Annotated in this window: 18 protein-coding genes; 2 read left to right on the top strand and 16 right to left on the bottom strand. The window is 67.0% G+C overall.

Features of this window, described 5'->3' with window-relative positions; genetic code table 11:
- The coding region (locus RX333_RS15610; protein ID WP_316015886.1) for an ATP-binding protein at nucleotides 1–364 on the bottom strand (364 nt) is incomplete at its 3' end.
- Nucleotides 361–1,491 (bottom strand): cobalamin-independent methionine synthase II family protein, encoded by a 1,131-nt coding sequence (locus RX333_RS15605; protein WP_316015885.1) that lies wholly within the window; start codon nucleotides 1,489–1,491, stop codon nucleotides 361–363. The genes RX333_RS15610 and RX333_RS15605, both read right to left, overlap by 4 nt.
- A gap of 201 nt (nucleotides 1,492–1,692) precedes the next feature.
- Here RX333_RS15605 and RX333_RS15600 point away from each other — a divergent pair, with 201 nt between their 5' ends.
- Entirely contained in the window at nucleotides 1,693–3,603 is a 1,911-nt protein-coding gene (locus tag RX333_RS15600; RefSeq protein ID WP_316015884.1) for a tetratricopeptide repeat protein, read from the top strand.
- Between the two features lie 16 nt (nucleotides 3,604–3,619).
- A complete protein-coding gene (locus RX333_RS15595) occupies nucleotides 3,620–4,438 on the top strand; it encodes an ion transporter (RefSeq protein WP_316015883.1) in 819 nt (272 codons plus the stop codon).
- Here RX333_RS15595 and RX333_RS15590 read toward each other — a convergent pair.
- The 14 genes from RX333_RS15590 to RX333_RS15525 form a co-directional block, all read right to left on the bottom strand.
- Nucleotides 4,377–6,167: a hypothetical protein gene (locus tag RX333_RS15590; RefSeq protein WP_316015882.1), complete on the bottom strand. Its 1,791-nt coding sequence runs from the start codon at nucleotides 6,165–6,167 to the stop codon at nucleotides 4,377–4,379. The genes RX333_RS15595 and RX333_RS15590 overlap by 62 nt on opposite strands.
- A 65-nt stretch (nucleotides 6,168–6,232) precedes the next feature.
- Nucleotides 6,233–7,189 carry a cupin domain-containing protein gene (locus RX333_RS15585; RefSeq protein WP_316015881.1) on the bottom strand — a complete coding sequence of 319 codons (957 nt, stop codon included), beginning with the start codon at nucleotides 7,187–7,189 and terminating at the stop codon, nucleotides 6,233–6,235.
- Nucleotides 7,186–7,719, bottom strand: coding sequence for a DUF6653 family protein (locus RX333_RS15580; RefSeq protein ID WP_316015880.1), 534 nt, complete (start codon nucleotides 7,717–7,719; stop codon nucleotides 7,186–7,188). The genes RX333_RS15585 and RX333_RS15580 overlap by 4 nt, the downstream gene beginning before the upstream one ends.
- A 3-nt stretch (nucleotides 7,720–7,722) precedes the next feature.
- Nucleotides 7,723–8,694, bottom strand: coding sequence for a nuclear transport factor 2 family protein (locus tag RX333_RS15575; RefSeq protein ID WP_316015879.1), 972 nt, complete (start codon nucleotides 8,692–8,694; stop codon nucleotides 7,723–7,725).
- A 3-nt stretch (nucleotides 8,695–8,697) separates the two neighbouring features.
- On the bottom strand, nucleotides 8,698–9,711 hold the full coding sequence (locus tag RX333_RS15570; RefSeq protein ID WP_316015878.1) for a LacI family DNA-binding transcriptional regulator: 1,014 nt from the start codon (nucleotides 9,709–9,711) through the stop codon (nucleotides 8,698–8,700).
- A gap of 103 nt (nucleotides 9,712–9,814) precedes the next feature.
- Entirely contained in the window at nucleotides 9,815–10,579 is a 765-nt protein-coding gene (locus tag RX333_RS15565) for an SDR family NAD(P)-dependent oxidoreductase (protein ID WP_316015877.1), read from the bottom strand.
- A complete protein-coding gene (locus RX333_RS15560; protein WP_316015876.1) occupies nucleotides 10,576–11,118 on the bottom strand; it encodes a T4SS efffector SepA family protein in 543 nt (180 codons plus the stop codon). Before RX333_RS15560 ends, RX333_RS15565 begins: the two co-directional genes overlap by 4 nt.
- A 102-nt stretch (nucleotides 11,119–11,220) precedes the next feature.
- Complete coding sequence (locus tag RX333_RS15555; RefSeq protein WP_316015875.1) at nucleotides 11,221–12,240, bottom strand: ester cyclase; 1,020 nt, start codon at nucleotides 12,238–12,240, stop codon at nucleotides 11,221–11,223.
- Between the two features lie 133 nt (nucleotides 12,241–12,373).
- Complete coding sequence (gene hisD / locus RX333_RS15550; RefSeq protein ID WP_316015874.1) at nucleotides 12,374–13,684, bottom strand: histidinol dehydrogenase; 1,311 nt, start codon at nucleotides 13,682–13,684, stop codon at nucleotides 12,374–12,376.
- Nucleotides 13,681–14,142: a DUF6194 family protein gene (locus tag RX333_RS15545; protein ID WP_316015873.1), complete on the bottom strand. Its 462-nt coding sequence runs from the start codon at nucleotides 14,140–14,142 to the stop codon at nucleotides 13,681–13,683. Before RX333_RS15545 ends, hisD begins: the two co-directional genes overlap by 4 nt.
- A 124-nt stretch (nucleotides 14,143–14,266) precedes the next feature.
- Nucleotides 14,267–14,791 (bottom strand): ester cyclase, encoded by a 525-nt coding sequence (locus RX333_RS15540; RefSeq protein WP_316015872.1) that lies wholly within the window; start codon nucleotides 14,789–14,791, stop codon nucleotides 14,267–14,269.
- Nucleotides 14,792–15,050: 259 nt separating this feature from the next.
- Nucleotides 15,051–16,208, bottom strand: a complete 1,158-nt coding sequence (locus RX333_RS15535) for a carbohydrate ABC transporter permease (RefSeq protein ID WP_316015871.1) — start codon at nucleotides 16,206–16,208, stop codon at nucleotides 15,051–15,053.
- On the bottom strand, nucleotides 16,205–17,230 hold the full coding sequence (locus RX333_RS15530) for a sugar ABC transporter permease (RefSeq protein ID WP_316015870.1): 1,026 nt from the start codon (nucleotides 17,228–17,230) through the stop codon (nucleotides 16,205–16,207). The genes RX333_RS15535 and RX333_RS15530 overlap by 4 nt, the downstream gene beginning before the upstream one ends.
- On the bottom strand, nucleotides 17,227–17,955 hold the full coding sequence (locus tag RX333_RS15525) for a hypothetical protein (protein WP_316015869.1): 729 nt from the start codon (nucleotides 17,953–17,955) through the stop codon (nucleotides 17,227–17,229). The genes RX333_RS15530 and RX333_RS15525 overlap by 4 nt, the downstream gene beginning before the upstream one ends.
- Nucleotides 17,956–18,003 lie beyond the last annotated feature (48 nt).

Raw genomic sequence — 18,003 nt, 5'->3', positions numbered from 1 at the left:
CCCCGGCGGCGTGGCGGGCCTCGACCCGCGCGCGGTGCAGGTCGCGATCGGCCAGCACGCATTCGATGATGGTCGCCCGCGCGCACCGGTCGGCGGCGAGCGCCCGCCAGCGGTCGAGCAGAACCTCCATCCCGTGCACGGCATCGGCCACGACGTTCTGGTCGAGCGCCAGCGCCTCCCCCGCCAGCTCCACCGCCGCGCGATAGGCCGCGTCGCGCTGGTCGAGCGGCCCCAGCGCCTCGGCCACACCGCGCTCGATCGCATCGATCCGCAGAAAGGTGGCGGGCAAGGCGGCGGCGATCCCGCGTGCCAGCGTGGTCTTGCCGCTTCCGGGCAGACCGCACAGCACGACGAGCTGCCTCACCCCGCGCCCCCGGCGATCCGCGCTCCCTCGACCAACGCGCCGAGCTTGGCATAGGCGATCTCTGGGTCCACCGCACCGAAGCCCGCGAAGGTGCCGAACCCGCAATCGGACCCGGCAATCACCCGGTCCGCTCCAACGATACCTGTAAATCTCTCAAGACGTTGCGCGACGAGCTTCGGATGCTCGACGAAGTTCGTGGTGGTATCGACGACACCCGGCACGAGGATGCGATCTTCAGGGATCTCGGGCTTGTGGTCTTGGAAGACCTCCCATTCATGCGCGTGGCGGGGGTTGGAGGTCTCGAACAGCAGATAGGTGGCCTTCGCCTTCATTAACGTTGGTAAAACCGTGTTCATGTCGATGTCGCAGACATGGGGGCCCTCGTAGTTGCCCCAGCAGATGTGGATGCGGACGCGGTCTTGCGGGACGTCCCGCAGCGCGTGGTTCAGGGCCTCGACATGGGCGTCGGCGATCTTCACGAATTCGGCGTCCGTTAGGTCGGCGAAGAGCATGTGGCGCGACAGCGCGAGGTCGGGGCAATCGAGTTGCAGGTCGAGCCCCGCGGCCACGATCGTCTCGTATTCCGCCTTCATCGCGTCGGCGAGGGCGGCGAGGTAGGCGTCGCGGGTCTTGTAGAAATCGTTCTGCAAGAACAGGGAGATGACACCTGGCGAGGCCGCGTTCATGAAGCCGCGAGACGCACCGTGCGCCTGCATCGCGGCCTTCAGGTTGGCGATGTCCTTCTCCAGCTCGCCCTGGCCCTTGGAGCGGACCTCGCCGGTGCACATGGGGCGGGCATATTGCGGCGTGCCACCTTCGTTCGCCAGACGCTTGAGAAAGCTCGGGAATTTCTTGAGATCGGCGGGCGCGTTGCGCGGGCTGTCGCCGGAGAAGCCGGTGTAGCGGTCCTTGACATAGGTGGCGTAGGAGATCTTCGACGTCTCGCCGTCCGAGACGATGTCGATGCCCGCATCCACCTGTTTTCGCACGGTTTCCGAGACGGCCTCGGTCATTGTGCGGTCGAATGCGGCCTGGTCGTAGGGCTCCCCCCGCTCGCGCGCGAAGATCATGTCCACGACGTCTTGAGTGCGGGGCAGAGAGCCGACATGAGTGGTCAGGATGGTCATCTTCGTTACCCCGTCTGGCAAGCTTCGTTAATGGCCCCGGCGCGGTCTGCGATGCGTATGGCACGCGTATGGCAAGCGTATGGCACCGCGTCGGGCATGGGGAGAGGTTAACCCCGCCTTGCAATCGTATGCAAGCTGGGCGTGCGGATCCACACTGGCGCGAGGGGCTGGAGGCGATAGGGTCGGCAGAAGGGAGGCGCGATGCTGAAGGATGTTGTCGAGATGACGGTCGGGGCGACCGCGCTCTGTTTCGGAGACCTGTCGCAGGGACTGCCGACGATTGCGGCATCAACCGGGGTGGTCGCTGCGGTTCTGGGACGCGACAAGCAGCTGTCAGGCGAATGCGCGCGCGTCTTGAAGCGGGTCGAGAAGGAGTACGCGAAAGCGCTGACCCACTTCCCCGAGGACCACGCGATACTCATGCGGCAGGCGATGGAGGCTGTCGACGGCATAGCGGCCTCCTGCCTGTTCGAGCCGCGCCAACTGGCGCAGAGCGCGCTGACGCCCGAGGGGTTTCCCGGCGCCGCGACCCGGCAGTTGCGGGCTGAGATCGCACGGCGGGCAAGTCACCTGGACGACGACCAACTCGACTTCGCAGCTCGCATGATCGGCACCTGCCTGGAGGCGGCGGTGGAGGAGGACGCCTTCTACCGCCAGTTCCGCAAACAGTTGAGCATCGCGCAGGCGCAGCAGATCGGTCTGATCCGCGCGGAACAGGCGGAGATCGCTCGTCGGGTCGATGAGATATTCAACACTGTGGTCGGCGCACCGCGCGAGTTTCTGGAGAATATCGCCCAACGCTTCGGACACGACAATCCCGATGCGCCCCTGCCCGATTTGCAGAGGTTCCTGAAGGACAAGGCCGCCGAGTATCGCGAACTCAAGACGCGGTTCGCGGCATTGGCCGAGGCCGACGGGCGGATCGCCAACCTGATGGCCGCCGCCGAGGATGCCATCGCGCGTGGCGATTTTGCCGAAGCGGATGTGCGCCTCTCGGATGCGGAAGAGATGCAGGTGCAGGAGCACGCGCTCGCCCCGATCCGCAAGCTGGCGGATCTGCGCGAACAGCGGGGCCGCGCGGCCCTGCTTGCGGGTGATGCGGACAAGGCGCTGGTGCATTTTCAGGAGGCCTGCGATCCGTTCGATGCGCTGGATGTGATGGAGGGCTGGGAGCGGCGAGCGGTCTTCGCACAGGCATTATATGATAGTGGAGCGAGATACGGCGGGACTGGCTTGGCGGGCACAATCTTGCTTTTGCGAAAAAATTTGACAGTCGTTACACGCGGAGGGTCCGCCAACTTTTGGGCGGGGACGCTGAACAATCTTGGCATTGCACTAGAAGCGCAAGGCACCCGCACAGGCGGGTCGGCAGGAACGGATCTGCTCGGGCAAGCCGTCGCGGCCTATCGCGCCGCGCTGGAGGTCCGCACGCGGGAGGCGCATCCGGTGGACTGGGCGATGACGCAGAACAATCTCGGCAACGCGCTTTACCAGCAAGGCACCCGCACCGCCGGGTCGGCAGGGGCCGATCTGCTCGGGCGGGCCGTCGCGGCCCATCGCGCCGCGCTGGAGGTCCGCACGCGGGAGGCGCATCCGGTGGACTGGGCGGGGACGCAGAACAATCTCGGCAACGCGCTTTACCAGCAAGGCACCCGCACCGCCGGGTCGGCAGGGGCCGATCTGCTCGGGAAGGCGGTTGCGGCCTATCGCGCCGCGCTGGAGATCTTCACGCGGGAGGCGCATCCGGTGCAATGGGCGATAACGCAAAACAATCTCGGCGGCGCGCTTTACCAGCAAGGCATACGCACCGACGGGTCGGCAGGGGCCGATCTATTCGGGCAATCCGTCGCGGCTTATCGCGCTAGTCTTGAGGTCCGCACGCGGGAGGCGCATCCGGTGCAGTGGGCGATGACGCAGAAAAATCTTGGTCTTCTCTATGAATGCTGGTCGGAGATTGAAACCGAGCATTCGACCTCTCATCTCCGGTCGGCACTCTCTGCCGTGGATCTGTCGCTGGAGATCTATGACCCCGTGCACATGTCCCACTATCACCAGCAAGCCACCGCCCTGCGCGAAGACATCCTCGCCGCTCTTGAAGACGCCTCGGAATAGGGGCATCTGATCCGCGGTGCAGCGGGAGGTGATGATGCGCGCGCGGGTCCGGGGCTTGGTGAACCATCCGATGTTCGAGCGGGGGGTGATCGCGCTCATCGTGTTCAATGCCATCGTGCTGGGCTTCGAGACGGCGGCGCGTGGAAGTGCGCTGGCGCTGTTGCAGACGCTCGACCGGGTGATCGTGGCGGTGTTCGTGGTGGAGCTGGCGCTGCGGCTCTACGCCGATCCGCGCGGGTTCGTGCGCGATCCGTGGCGCTGGTTCGACACGGTGATCGTGGCGGTGGCGCTGATCCCGGCGACGGGGGCGCTGAGTGCCTTGCGGGCGTTCCGGATCCTGCGGGCCTTGCGCCTCGTCTCCACGGTGCCCGCGATGCGGCGCGTGGTGCAGGGGCTGATCGAGGCGCTGCCGGGGATGGGGTCGATCGTGCTGCTCCTGGGCCTGATCTTCTACGTCTTCGCGGTGATCTGCACACAGGCCTTCGGCGAGACGTTCCCGGAGTGGTTCGGGACGCTGGCCGCGTCAGGCTACACGCTGTTCCAGGTGATGACGCTGGAAAGCTGGTCGATGGGGATCGTGCGGCCGGTGATGGAGGTGCATCCCTGGGCCTGGGCGCTGTTCCTGCCGTTCATCCTCGCGACGGCGTTCACGGTGCTGAACCTCTTCATCGGGGTGATCGTGGATGCGATGCAGTCCGAGCACGCGGCGGAGGCGGCGGCGGAACGGGAGAGCCTGACGAGCGACAACGAGCGCATCCTGGCGGAGCTGGCGGCTATCCGTGCGGAGCTTCGGGGGGCGCGGGGCGCAGGTTTGGCGGCGTCGTCTCGCGAATGAGGAAGGCGCGGACGGGGTCGCGCTCCGCCGCGGCCTTCGCGTCGAGGGCATCGGCGAGGGCTTCGCGCCAATCGGTTTCGTCGGCGAGTTGGGGATGGGCGCCGTCATAGCGGTGTCGCAGGGCGTCGGCGACGTGATGCCAGTCTTCGGGTGGATGGCCGTGCCAAGCGGCGATGAAGTCGTCCGGGTGGAGCGCGTGAAGGATCGGGACGGCCTGTAGCTGGAGATCGTCCGTATCTCCGGTGATCCGACCACAGAACAGGTCGATATCGGTTGCCAGGTCGCCAAGCAGGCTACGCGCGAGGCGGTCGCGCTCTTTTTTCCAAGCATCGTCACGGAGAGACTTGATGGTCTTGGAGATGCGGTCATGACGCGGGTCATCTGCCGACCAGAAACTGTATCCGTGACTGCCTTCGTGATCCAGAAAGTCTGGCCTGCCGTCCGGTACGATCGCGGGCAGAAAACCTAGATCGGACAAATGCGTCAGTCTTGCTTCGAACCTCTCGACGAGGTCGTCCTCCGACAGGTCGATCAGCCCGGCTCTGACAAGTTTGAGCAGTGCGGAGAACTCGTGCAGGAGGATCCCCAACGGGGTCTTGTCGTCGCCGTCGAGCCTTCGGCAAAGTTCATCGCGGGCCGTCTCGATCTGCTGCGGGTTGCGTTCCCGTGCTCTGTAGATCGTTAACCAAGGCGGCTCGGATTCGGGTGAACCGTAGGTCGGAGATTGGGACAGGGCGGCCTCGATCTCGTTCGCCGGGTAGAGTCCCTGCACGATCATCCTGGCGATCAGGTGTTCAGGCATGTGGAGGATGTATGCGAATCCATGCCTTTCGAAAACCTCGCGCGGAGCAGAGCGGCTCCCCTCCTTTCCCTTGCGAAAATTTGACAGCGCAACGGCCGTCGAAAAACCCGCCACCTCCTCCGCCGTCAGGCGTCCCGCCCGGTACTCGCAATCCAATGCGACGTGCTGGGCGATCAGGCCTCCTATCGGATAAGGCTCCTGCCGCAAATCCTCCGGGATGCAGGCGATCAGGCGGGCGGTGTCCTGCATGACATGGCGTAGGATGCGCAGGGAGCGGACCCCGGAGCGTTGGAAGGTCGCGAGGATGGTGTCGCGGTGGGTCTCCAGCGCCGTGCGGTCGTCGCGGTCGTGGTTGTGGTCGTCCAGAAAGGCATCGTAGGCTTCTGCAACTTGAGATTCGGCGTGCAGGGTCTGGCCGAAGATCTTTTCTTTCAACCGCTCAAAACCGACATCGTGCCTTGAGATTTCGCTCTCATTCCCGATCACAACAACTGGAAATTGGTGTACCTCTATGAACGCCGCAATGAGTCCAAGCGTCGACACGAGATCGAGTTCGCACCGTTCCAAGTCATCGAACACGATTGGCTGATCGGCTTCGATCTGCGCCGAGATTGCCCCGTTCATTATATTTGCTGCAAAAGATCCGGCAATTGCGAAGGCGCCACCTGCATCTTTCAAGGCGCCTTCAACGGGCTTCAGAAACCGTCTCAGCTTTTCCTCATTCGGCGACAGCGCACCAAAGATGGCACTTTGAACCTGCTCAACGGTGCGCAGCCCGTTCAGGCTGACATAGTAATGCCCCTCCTGCCCCAGCGCGGCGCGGACCTGGTGGGTCTTGCCGACGCCCCAGGCGCCGGTGACGAGCACCGCGTAGCCCGGAGCCTTGAGTTTCGCGTAATAGCGCAGGTAGTCGTCGATCTCGCTCATGGGGGCGACTGTCCCGCGGGACGGGGCGGGGATCAACAGTCCAGTCGATCCCGCGCCGCGAGGGGTCAGGCCCAGAGGCTCGACGGCCCCGCCGGGTCGTCCGTGGCGACGATGTGGTAGAGCGCGGCCTCGCCGGTCATCGACGGCTTGGCGGAGTGGGCGAGGCCCGCGGGGACCAGCGCGGTGTCGCCGGGGGCGAGGGTTTCGGTGCCGCCGTCCCAGTCGAGCCGCCAGTGGCCGCGCACCGGCATCAGGACGTGGGGCTTGTCATGGGCATGGACCGCATCGGCGCCGGATTTCTCGGTGATCAGCGCGACCTCGAAACCGGGGGTGTCGCGGATGATGCCCTCGGCCCCGATGACCTTGCACGGTTGCCCGTTGGCGAGTGCGGCCATGTCGAGATAGCGGCGCACGCCCCAGCCGACGACCTGCTGCGGGGTGAGTTCGGGGAAGTCCTCGAGTTCCTCCTCGGTCAGCACCGGCATGGGCGCGACGCCTTCGGGCAGCGCCTCGCCGCGCTTGGTGTCGTAGAGCTTGCCCGTCTCGGCCAGGACGAGGCCGTGATCGGCTGCGTCCTCGATCACCTGCGGCGCCCAGATCACGCCGCCGCCCGCGTCGTCGCCGCCCAGCACCGCCATGATCATCCCGTAATCGGTGCCGATATTCTCGAAGCCCCGGAAGATGCCGGTGGGGATGTCGATGATGTCGCCTTGCTCCAGCACCACCTCGCCCGCATCGCCATGCCGCCCCCAGAAGAAGCGCCAGCGGCCCGAGGCGACGAAGAACACCTCCGCCGTGCGGTGGGAATGCAGCGAGTTGCGGCACTTGGGCGGCTGGCCCGCGGCCCCGATATTGAAGCCGATCGCGTCGGTGATGTGGACGTGCTGATCCGCGCTCTCGCTCACGCCGCCGCCGATGATGGTGAAGTTCTCCTTCTGGTTCGAGCCGGGTGTGTGGGCGTCGATGAAGGCGGTCTTGCAGGGCTTGAGTTCGCCGTAGCGGACGAGTTTCGGGGCGGTCATGGGGTCTCTCCTAGGGCTGCGGGATGGGTCGTCGGCAAGGGCGTGCCGGGCGGGTGCGCGGTCATGTCGGCGTGGAGCCAGACCATGCGGTCGAGGAACCACAGCTTGCCCCCCACGGCGAGGACGAGGCCGGCCACGGTCCAGCCCGCGTCGAGCGACCAGAGCCCCCAGGCGAGCGGGACGAGGCCCGCCGCCGCGATGGCCGTGGTGAGGCGCGCGGCGCGGGCATGATGGGCGGGCACGGGCCGGCGCGCACGATCGAGCCAGAGCCGCTCGCCCAGCACGCCGCGGCTCATCCAGGTGTCGAGATCGCGCGGCGGCGGGAAGGCGCGCGGGTTGAGGAGCGTCCAGGCGACGAGCAGCGCCAGCGGAACGAGCGCCCACCAGACGATCCAGACCCGCGACCAGATGGCGAGCGCGGCGAGCGGTAGGACGGGGACGCGGCTCCACCCGCTCCACGGGTTGGCGTGGCGCGCCCAGGTGGCCGCATCCATCGCCATCATCCGCTCGGTCGCCCGGAACAGGTCCATCGCTCAGCCCGTCGCCAGGTGGATCTGCTTCCAGATCGCAGTCTCGTCGTAGAGCGTCCATTCGCGGCGCAGGCCCCAGGGGCCGAATTCGGCATGGCTCGCGCCCATGATGTAGACCTCGGCCCCCGTGGGCGTGCCGAAGGCGCCCCAGCCGTCGTGGCGGCCGTGCAGGCTCCACCTTATCGCGGCACGGGGCGGCATCATCGCGTCCTCGCGCCCGATGCGGTGCTCGACGCGGAAGGTGGCGTCGGGGAAGCTGGCGCGCAGGCCCATCCAGAAGCGGTCGGCATCGACATGGGAGTGGCCGGTGACGCCGCCGGGCAGTTCGAGCTGCACCGCGCGGTCGTAGTCGCGCGGAATGGTGGCGAAGTCGCCGCGCATGATGCCGCTCAGCATCTCCTCGTATCGCAGTCCCCATTCACTGTCGTTGCCGTGCCCCTTGTAGGGGCCGGGGCGGTCGATGGCGGGGGTGAAGGGGCGCACGCACTGCTCCGGCCCGCCTTCGCGCGCGATCAGGTCGGCGGCGAAGGCGCGCGGCTCCCACCCCATCTGGCGGACGATGGCGCCCTGATCGCGGATCAGCCATTCGTCGTCGATGGTCTGCCCGATTGCGTGGCAGTCGGCGATGATGCGGTAGGTGAGCCGCCTGCCCGTCGCCTTGCCGTACATGCCGTCGCCGGTATGGGTCGCGGTCGAGAGCAACCGGTGGGAGCTGAGATGCCCCGGCCCGCCGCTCTCGTCCGGGCACCAGATCACGTCCTCGCCGTAGAGCGTGCGGTCGGGAAACTCCGCCAGCGTCGCCATCGTCGCCGATTTCACCGGGCCGTTGCCGACCACGAGGCTGCCGGGGGAGCGGACGGGGATGTCCGCGGCGTAGTAGTCGTCGAGGGTCGCGATGCCGCGATCCTCCCAGATCTCCTTGGTGATGCCGATGATGTAGTCGGGAAAGTCGTTCCAGCGGTTGGAATAGATCATGTCTCAGTCCTCTTGCAGCGGGCGGGTGGAGCCGCGGCGGATCAGGGTGCCGCCGATCTCGACCCGGCGGGGGGCGAGGTCGCCCTGCTCGATCCGGTCCAGCAGGGTGTCGACGGTCTGCTCGACCATGCGGCCCAGCGGCTGGCGCATGGTCGTCAGATCATAGGCGGGCCAGGCGGCGATGGGGCTGTCGTCGTAGCCGACCACGGCGACGTCGTCGGGGATCGAGAGGCCCAGCTCGAAGCGGATCACGTCCATCACGGCAAAGGCCATGTGGTCGTTGCCGACGAACACCGCATCGGGCCGTGCATGGGCGGGGGCGGAGAACAGCTCGACCGCCGCGTCCTGCGCCGCCTGCCGGTCGTAGCGCCCGTCGATCTGGGCGAAGAGGCGCTGGCCCGCCTCCTCCAGCCCTTGCGCGAATCCGCGCGCGCGGTCCTGCCCGGTCGAGGCGCCGAGCCAGCCGGAGATATGCGCGATGCGGGTGTGGCCGCAGGCGACGAGGTGCCGCGCGACCTCCCGCCCGCCCGCGAGGTTGGCGGAGGTGACGGCGGAGAGCCGGTCGTCGCCTTGCGCGCGGTTGAACTGTACGACCGGGATGCCGAGATCGGCGCAGCGCCCGGCGAGGTCGGAGGAAATCGAGACAGACGCCATGACGAGCCCGTCGACCTGGTGCGAGAGCAGATCCTCGATCACGCCGTCGACCTCCGCCGCCTCGTTGGAAGCGAGGAAGACCATGACGTGATAGCCCCGCGCCTGCAGCGCGCGGCTCAGCCGCTCAATGGCGTCGGGGTAGAACTGGTTGTCGAGATAGGCGACGAGCAGCCCAATCACCCGGCTCTTGCCGGTGATGAGCGAGCGGGCGAGGCGGTTGGGGCGGTAGCCGAGCTCCTCCGCCGCCTTGCGCACCTTGGCGGCCATGCGCGGGCTGACCGACGCGCCGGGGGTGAAGACCCGGCTGACGGCCGACTGGCTGACGCCCGCGCGGCGCGCGACATCCGTTGCGGTCACCGGCATGGGCGGCGCCCTCCCTCTGCGGTGGACTTCGCGTATTTCGGGGAAGATGAAGGAGCGGGCTGCGCTTCAGCTTCCTGCAAATACGCCTGTCGGACGGTCGGCCTCATCCCGCGGTCCACCCGCCATCGACGAGCAGCGAGGTGCCGGTGATCATCGCCGCCGCGTCCGAGGCGAGGAAGATCGCGGCGCCCATGATATCCTCGACCGCGCCGACGCGAGGCAGCTTGATCTTGCCCTCGATCCAGGCGCGTTTTTCGGGATCGGCGAAGGTGGGTTCGGTGAGCGGGGTGCGGATGAAGGTCGGGCAGATCGTATTGACGCGGATGGCATGCGGGCCCCATTCGATGGCCATCGCCTTGGTCATGCCCTCGACCGCGTGTTTCGTGGCCGCGTAGACCGCGCGGTCGATGCCGCCGACATGGGCCATCTGGCTGGAGATCTGGAGGATCGCGCCGGGTTTGCCCGCCGCGATCAGCGGCTTCGCGACGGCCTGGGCGAGGAAATAGGCCGCCTTGATGTTGAGATTCGCGACCGCGTCGAAATCGGCTTCGGTCGTATCGGTGGCCGGAGAATGCCGGGCGAGACCGGCGGAGTTCAGCAGGATGTCGAAGGGTTCGTCGCGCTCGGTCAGCGCCCGCACCGCGGCGAGGTCGGTGACGTCGAGCGGCGCGGCGTGGGCGGTCAGGCCGCGGTCGCGCAGGGCGGTCGCGGCCTCCTCCAGCGCGTCGGCGCGGCGGGCGGCGAGCGTGACCTCGGCCCCCGCCTCCGCGAGCGCCACGGCGCAGGCGAGCCCGATGCCGGAGGAGGCGCCGGTGACGAGGGCCCGGCGCCCGTCGAGGCGGAAAGAGGGGGTGATGGGCAGGGTCATTGCGATAGCTTTTCGGACTGGAGGTGCAACTCGCCCCAACGCCCCGGATGTGCCGCCTTATCGCTATCGGCCCATACGAACCGATACAGTATATCGATATCAGAGTGTGCCGCCAATGCGACTGCCGCTTGAAGCGCGCGGCGGGCATCGACCCCTTGGAAACTTATACCTGCAGCAGGCACATACCTATATCCGTTATCGGATTTCTGCCCGTCCACGAACTTCAACTTGAGCATCGACTTGATGTCGTCTCGGGCGACACCTTTCTCAGCGCTAAGCTCGATCAGATGTTCCAGAGCGTGGTTCCAACTGACATACCCACCATATGCTCCATCTGCCTTGAATTCCTTCAAGACCGTGTGGGTGACGGAGGGCAGGTTTCTAGGGTTATCGTACTTCAGCACATCGCTTCCACTATCTTCTGCCTTTTCGGACGCCTGCGCGAGAAATTCATCGAGCGTCTCGGCGAAGCTGGCAAACGGGCGCGCCCTTGCTGCGAGAAAATCGTAGGCGTCGGTGGTGATCTGGACAGTCTTCATTTCGGTTCTCCTGGGCGATACGAGCAACATTGATCACCACATAGCATCCATATCAGCTTATATCAAGATGTACGGAGCCATATGTGATACGCTGAGTCACCGTCATAGCCTCGACTCTCGAACGGCAAGTCCCGTTTGGGGGTCGAAGCCGGTGCGCGCCTTGTTGAATTCGCGCATCCGGGCCAGCGGGTCCACGCCGATCTGATCGTAGAGGTGGAGCATGTCGACGAGCACCCAGTTCTCGCGGATCCGGTCGCCTTCGAGCCGCCAGAAGTCGAGGCTGCGCATCGTCACCCGCTGGCCCGAGGGCGCGATGCCGAGCCAGCCGGGATGGGTGATCGTCTGGATCATGTTGGGCCAGCCGGTGACGGCGGCGTAGTCGCCCGCGCCGAAGAAGTGGTAGGTGATCTCGTCCACGTACTGCCCGCGATCGGGCATGCCGGCGAGGAACGGGATCTGGTGCCAGTCGCGAAAGCCCTGGATGCCGCGCCCGGTGCCGATGCCCGCCGGGCCGTACCAGGTCATGCGGGGGTGCCAGAAGCGCTCCATCTCCATCACCTCGGGGCCGCCTTGCGCGGGGTGCTTCTTGAGATGGTCGAGCATGTCCTTGATGCGGTCGCGTGCGGTGGTGCCGGGCGTGTGGGGGCCGAGCCCGTCCTGCGGGGTCGGGCCGGGGACATGCCATTCGCGGCCGAGCGAGGGGGCGAGCGGCCAGGCGCCCGCCTGCATCATCAGTTCGGGAATGTCCCAGATCGACTGCATCTCGACCACACGGCCGCCTTCGATGCGGAAGAAGTCGTGGCAGCGCATGTGGACGAGGTGCCCGGTCGGGGGAATGTCGAGCCAGGGGGCAGTGAAGGTGCCGATGATCGTGGCCCCCTGCCCCACCCAGTGCGCGCCGTGATCGTCCTCGCCGGCCATCTCGATCCAGACGCGCCGTTCGAAATCGGGCATGGCGCTGCGGAGCGTGGCGTAGGCGTCGGCGAGGCCCGAGGGGTCCATGTCGCCGAGCGGGTGGCAGAGGCGGACGAGAGCGTCGGGGGCGAAGGTGGCCTCGATCGCGCGGGCGGCGTCGGTGCCGTCGCCGTCGTAGAGGGCGGTGGTGAAGGGGGTCAGGTTCATCTTACGACACGGCTCCGATCCTGTGCGATCGTCGCGCCCGCCGAACAGAAGGTTCGCCTCCGGCGACACGGGGCGGGTCGGGCGCGTTCGAGATGCCAGGGCGACTTGAATTGAATTGGCTGCAACTCGTGTCTCACTCCGCCGCCTCCCCGTAGGGCACGTTGCGACCGCCGTAGCGGCGGACGCGGACGTTCGCCTGTTCGGCATGGCCGACGAAGCCTTCGAGCGTGCACAGCCGCGAGGCGTAGGCGCCGATCTCGGCTGCGGCCGCGTCGGTCGTGATGCGTTGATAGGAATGGGTCTTGAGGAACTTGCCGACCCAGAGCCCGCCGGTATAGCGGCCCGCCTTCTTCGTGGGCAGGGTGTGGTTGGTGCCGATGACCTTGTCCCCGTTCGAGACGTTTGTCCGCGCCCCGAGGAACAGCGCGCCGTAGGAGTGCATGTGCTCCAGATACCAGTCGTCGCGGTCGGTCATCACCTGCACATGCTCGGAGGCGATGTCGTTGGCGACCTCCAGCATCTCGTCATGCGTGTCGCACAGGATCACCTCGCCATAGTCGCGCCAAGAGACGCCGGCGGTCTCGGCGGTCGGCAGGATGGCGAGCAGGCGGTCGATCTCGGAGAGCGTATCCCGCGCCAGCTTCTCGGAATTGGTGACGAGCACGGCGGGGGAGTTGTAGCCATGCTCGGCCTGGCCCAGCAGGTCGGTCGCGCAGAGCTCTCCGTCCACGGTGTCGTCGGCGATCACCATCGTCTCGGTCGGACCGGCGAAGAGGTCGATGCCGACGCGGCCGTAGAGTTGGCGTTTGGCCTCGGCCACGAAGGCGTTGCCGGGGCCGACGAGCATGTGGACGGGTTCGATCGTCTCGGTCCCCAGCGCCATAGCGCCGACGGCCTGGATGCCGCCGAGAACGTAGATCTCGTGCGCGCCGCCGAACTTCATCGCGGCGATCACCGCCGGGTTGGGCTTGCCCTTGAAGGGCGGCGTGCAGGCGACGATGCGCGGGACGCCCGCGACGCTGGCAGTGGCGACGGACATGTGGGCGGAAGCGACCATGGGGAACTTGCCCCCCGGCACGTAGCAGCCGACCGATTGGACGGGGATGTTCTTGTGGCCCAGGATCACGCCGGGCAGCGTCTCGACCTCGATATCGAGCAGAGAGTCGCGCTGGGCCTGCGCGAAGTTGCGCACCTGCTCCTGCGCGAATTTGATGTCGGCAAGCTCGCGGTCGGTGAGCTGGGCGATCAGGGCATCGATCTCGGCCTCGGTCAGGCGGAAGCTGTCGGGGGTGTAGCCGTCGAACTTCTCCGAAAGCTCGCTTACCGCCACGTCGCCGCGCGCCTCGATCTCGGCGAGCGTGGCCTCGACGGCGCTGCGGACCTTTGCGTCGTCTTCGGCCCGGTCGGCATCGGAGCGGGCGGTCTTGAGATGGCGGATGGTCATGGCTGTTCCTTGGCGAGACGTTTGGACGCCGCGGCCGCACCCTTGGCATGCGCCGCGTCGATCAATTCGGCGAGGTGCGGCCAGCGCCGCTCGGACGGGTTGAGGATGGCGACCCAGCCCATCCAGCCATAAACCGGATGCGGCGTGAGGGTGTCGGTTGCGGCGAAGTCGTGGCGGGTATTGACGATGCCGCGTCTGGAAGGACGGGTCGGACGCCGTCCGAACAGCGCCTCACAGACCGCGGGCGGCACGCCGATATTGAGCCGGAAGATGCCGGGTCGGTCGAGCGCGGAGGCGCGGTCGTTCGCGCCGTCCTTGGTCTTGACCGTAGCCACGTAGACGCCGCGCTTCAGCCCGCCGCCGGGATTGAGGAACAGGCCAGTCTCTCCCCAGCTGTCGGTGGCGACAAGATCGGAATGGCGGCGCCGGATCGCCTCTATGAGCAGAGCGGGGGTCACGACAAGGACCTTCGGTCGGGCTGATGGCCCGACCGGCGGCCGCACCGCCCCCCCGGGGCGGCCGCATTCGCGTCCACCCCGCGGCGCGGCCGCCGGTCTGGCGTCGCGAGAGGCATTCGGGCGCTCACGGCGCGGGCGGGGTCTTTTCCCCGCGATCGAACGCCTCCCACCCCTCGCCCGCGAACACGTCGTGGCCGAGCTGGGCGAGGACATGCGGGAAATCGACCATCACCCAGTTGTCGGTGATCTTGCCGTCCTCGACCTTCCAGAAGTCCATGTAGCGGATCTCGACCCTTTTGCCGGTGGCGGGGATGCCCATGAACTCCCCGCCATGCGTCGCCTCCTGCCGACCGAAGGCGGCGGCCCATTCGCCCATGTAGAGGCGGGCCTCGTCGATGCAGGTCTTGTCGTGGAAGGCCGCCTGGAAGGGTTTTTGCCAGTTGTCCTGGAATTCTCGCAGGCCGTGCTTGGTGCCGCAGCCCTGATTGCCCATCCAGCGGAAGCTCTCGGAGAAGAAATCACCGATATCCGCGATGCGGTGGTCGTTGAGCCCGTCGACCATGCCTTCGATGGTGGCGCGGGTTTGCTCGGTTTTCGTGAGGTCGGTGTCGCGGGTCAGGACGGCCTGCTCCGGTCTGGATCCTTTCATGGGCGACTCCTCGATTTGAATACGTATGCAAGGCTAGCGGAAATTAAGCGTGGCGCAAGGGCTTGTTTGGCTGCCATGCGCGGAATCAAGGGCGAAGCCCGCCGCGCATCGCCGGGCCGCCCCCCGGCACGGCGATTTGGTCGATGCAGGCGCGCTGCGGTGAAGTCTGACGGACTTGGCTGCCATAAAGTGCCATGCTCCAAGGTTGGATCGCCGCACCGCGGCCCGGCGATGCGCGGCTCGTCCACCGGAGCGGCGATCACCCCTTCACCGCCCCCGCCGTCAGGCCGCTGACGATCTGGCGCTGGAACACCATCACCAACAGGAACAGCGGCGCGGTGATCGACACGGCCGCAGCCACCGCCTGCACCTGGTCGGTGGTCGTCGTCTCCCGATTGAAGAAGCCGGTGATTGCGGGCACCATCGTCTGGTTCTGCGCGTCGAGCAGCAGCGCCGTCACCAGATAATCGTTGTAGGCGAGCAGGAAGCTGAACAGCCCCGTCGTGATGACCCCCGGCCACATCACCGGCATGATGACCCGCCGGAACGCTCCGAAATGCGAGCAGCCGTCGACGCGGGCGGCCTCGTCGAGCTCGGCCGGGATCGACTGGAAGAAGCTGCGCAGCATCCAGATGGTGAAGGGCTGGTTGATCGAGACCAGCACCACGATCACCGCCCAGGGCTGGCCGTAGAGCGTCGGTGCGGCGGAGCCCAGGAACGGCTCCAGGATCTCGGCGGAGTTGATGAAGGGCGGCAGGTAGCCCGTCACCAGCACCGAATGGGGCAGCGCGCGGAAGATCAGCGCGGCGATCAGCAGCCAGAAGGCGAGGTCGGAGCCGGAGCGCGCGAGCCCGTAGCCCGCCAGCGTCCCCACGGTAAGGGAGATCGTGACCACCCCCGCCGTAACCAGCATGGAGTTGAGGAAGTTGCGGTAGAAGGCATTGTCGACCCAGACCGCGCGGTAATGCTCGGTGGTCAGCCCGATGACCGGCTCCCCCAGCGGGCCGAGGATCGGATCGAGCGCGTTCGTCAGCAGCGGGTAGAGGCCGAACAGCACCAGCGCGCCGACGATCAGCGCGGCGAAGGCGGCGACGACCCAGCCCAGCGGCGCCCAGCCGGGCGGGGAGAGCCGCTCCACCAGCGGGCGCAGGCGGTTGGCGGCGAGGTCGTAGAGCGCCCAGAGCACGCCCATCAGGAGTACGATGCCGAAGACCGACAGGCCGTGCCCGCGCGCCCGCGTCACCGGCCCGAGGATCACGTCGAGCGGATCGGCGGCGAAGGCGTCCACGGGTGTCTTGAAGCTCATCACCGCGACCCAGACCAGCGGGAAGGCCGCGATCAGGCACCAGAAGGCGAGGAACCCGGCGGAGGCGAGGCGCAGCGAGGCGGGCTGGCGCAGGGCGCGCGGCGTGCTCATTTCGACGTCCCCTTGTGGTCGCGCCAGGTCCGGCGCAGCAGCGGTATCAGTAGGATGACGATCCCGACCATGGTCAGCATCGAGGAGGCCGAGGCCCGCCCGATCGCCCGGTTGCCCGCGTCGTCGGGCGTCAGGTAGTCGAAGGTCAGCCATTGCAGCGAGATGCGGAACGCCTCCGAGCGGAAGCCGATCACCTCCTCGAACACGCGGTAGCTGTCCATCAGGTGAATGAGCGCCACGAAGACGATCAGCGGCATCAGGTGCGGCACGATCACGTAGCGCAGACGCTCGAACCGGCTGGCGCCGTCGATGATGGCGCTTTCCAGCGTGTCCTGGTTCACGGTCTGGAGCCCGGCGTAGAAGATCACGAAGGCGAAGGGCGCGACGTGCCAGACGCGGTAGAACATCATCAGGATCTCGATGGTCCAGCCTTGCGCGAACATGGCGATGTCGGCGCCCGACCAGCTTTCCATCAGCGCCGTCAGGATGCCGTCGCCGACGAAGAGCCATCGGATCGACAGCGCGCCGATCACGGGCGTGATGATGAAGGGCAGCAGCGACACGAAGATCGCGGGGCCGCGGATGTTGCGCGCGGCGTTGTTGACGGTCAGCGCGATCAGCAGGCCGACGCCGATCACCAGCGGCAGGGTCAGGAGCGTGAAGGTCAGCGTGAAGCGCAGCGCCTTCCAGAACGGGATCGACAGCAGGTCCCCCAGATCGCCACGGGCGATCGCCTCCCCCGCCCGTCCGGGATCGACGACGCGGCCGTAGTTCTGCAGGCCGACGAAGGAGGTCGTCTCCACCACCCGCCCGTCCGCGCCGATGACGGGGCGGTTCTGCACCTCGGTCACGCAGGTCTGGCCGAGGAAGCCGGGGGTGCAGCTCTCGACCTCGACCCGTTCGAACTCGGCCTGGGTGAGGTGGAAGCTCTGCCAAAGCACCGAGATCAGCGGGGCGGCGATGAAGATCAGCATCAGGATCAGCGAAGGCCCGACGAAAGCGGCGAAGGTGCGGAACTTCATGATTGGGTCCTCCGGTCGGAGCGGCGGCGGGACAGGCGGTCGCGCACCGCGCGCAGGTCCGCAAGGCTGCGCCCGGAGATGGCGCGGGTCACCACGTCACGCTCGATGCGCACCGGGTTTCCCGGCGAGAGGTGGCCGTAGATGCCCTCCCCCAGAACCTCCAGTACGGCGAAGAGGCGTGCGTTCTGACCGGACGGATCGTAGGCAGGCGGCGGCGGCAAGAGGGACGCGCCGGCCCGAAGATCGAAATCCTGGCGGTGGTAGTGGGCCCAGACCGCCGCGAAGGCGTCGTACTCGTCGCGGGTCATCGTGTCGGGGCCATCGGGGTGCGGCGGCCGCGTGACATCCCGCGTGTTTCTTACGGCGCGCAGCACGCGAGCACGGACCTTCGAGAGGTCGAGGACCGAGAAGGCCGACCCCTCCGCCACCGGTCGATCGAAGCCAGATGCGCGGAGGTTCACAACCGGGGCCTTCGCGAACTGCTGCACCGCATCGACCACGAAACGGTCCGCACCGGGTATCCCCCGGGCGGGGACGGCCGCGAGGCAGGCCGCGCTCGACAAGTCGGCGCGGGCATGCGGGCCAAGGGCGCGAAGCGTTTCCGTCTCGCGCGTTGCTATGTCGGAGAACCAGCTGCGATAGACGGCGAGAAACCCGTCGAACTCGGCACGGGACAGGCTGCCGGGGTCGGTCTGCGCTGGCGAGGTCGTGGCGAGGGACGGCAATGGTCTGATCCCTTTCGTTGAGCGTCGGGGTCGGATGCGCCTTTCGGC

It is taken from the genome of Roseobacter sp. HKCCA0434 (assembly GCF_032464675.1).
Taxonomy (GTDB): Bacteria; Pseudomonadota; Alphaproteobacteria; order Rhodobacterales; family Rhodobacteraceae; genus Pontivivens.
Note: the sequence above shows the minus strand (reverse complement) of the source record. Positions and strands in the feature narration are given on the sequence as shown.

What these genes read in the sequence shown, in the direction of transcription:
- RX333_RS15605 (WP_316015885.1), bottom strand. Translation starts at nt 1,491, where the DNA reads ATGACCATCCTGACCACTCATGTCGGCTCTCTGCCCCGCACTCAAGAC.
- RX333_RS15600 (WP_316015884.1), top strand. Translation starts at nt 1,693, where the DNA reads ATGCTGAAGGATGTTGTCGAGATGACGGTCGGGGCGACCGCGCTCTGT.
- RX333_RS15590 (WP_316015882.1), bottom strand. Translation starts at nt 6,167, where the DNA reads ATGAGCGAGATCGACGACTACCTGCGCTATTACGCGAAACTCAAGGCT.
- RX333_RS15585 (WP_316015881.1), bottom strand. Translation starts at nt 7,189, where the DNA reads ATGACCGCCCCGAAACTCGTCCGCTACGGCGAACTCAAGCCCTGCAAG.
- RX333_RS15580 (WP_316015880.1), bottom strand. Translation starts at nt 7,719, where the DNA reads ATGGACCTGTTCCGGGCGACCGAGCGGATGATGGCGATGGATGCGGCC.
- RX333_RS15575 (WP_316015879.1), bottom strand. Translation starts at nt 8,694, where the DNA reads ATGATCTATTCCAACCGCTGGAACGACTTTCCCGACTACATCATCGGC.
- RX333_RS15570 (WP_316015878.1), bottom strand. Translation starts at nt 9,711, where the DNA reads ATGCCGGTGACCGCAACGGATGTCGCGCGCCGCGCGGGCGTCAGCCAG.
- RX333_RS15565 (WP_316015877.1), bottom strand. Translation starts at nt 10,579, where the DNA reads ATGACCCTGCCCATCACCCCCTCTTTCCGCCTCGACGGGCGCCGGGCC.
- RX333_RS15560 (WP_316015876.1), bottom strand. Translation starts at nt 11,118, where the DNA reads ATGAAGACTGTCCAGATCACCACCGACGCCTACGATTTTCTCGCAGCA.
- RX333_RS15555 (WP_316015875.1), bottom strand. Translation starts at nt 12,240, where the DNA reads ATGAACCTGACCCCCTTCACCACCGCCCTCTACGACGGCGACGGCACC.
- hisD (WP_316015874.1), bottom strand. Translation starts at nt 13,684, where the DNA reads ATGACCATCCGCCATCTCAAGACCGCCCGCTCCGATGCCGACCGGGCC.
- RX333_RS15540 (WP_316015872.1), bottom strand. Translation starts at nt 14,791, where the DNA reads ATGAAAGGATCCAGACCGGAGCAGGCCGTCCTGACCCGCGACACCGAC.
- RX333_RS15535 (WP_316015871.1), bottom strand. Translation starts at nt 16,208, where the DNA reads ATGAGCACGCCGCGCGCCCTGCGCCAGCCCGCCTCGCTGCGCCTCGCC.
- RX333_RS15530 (WP_316015870.1), bottom strand. Translation starts at nt 17,230, where the DNA reads ATGAAGTTCCGCACCTTCGCCGCTTTCGTCGGGCCTTCGCTGATCCTG.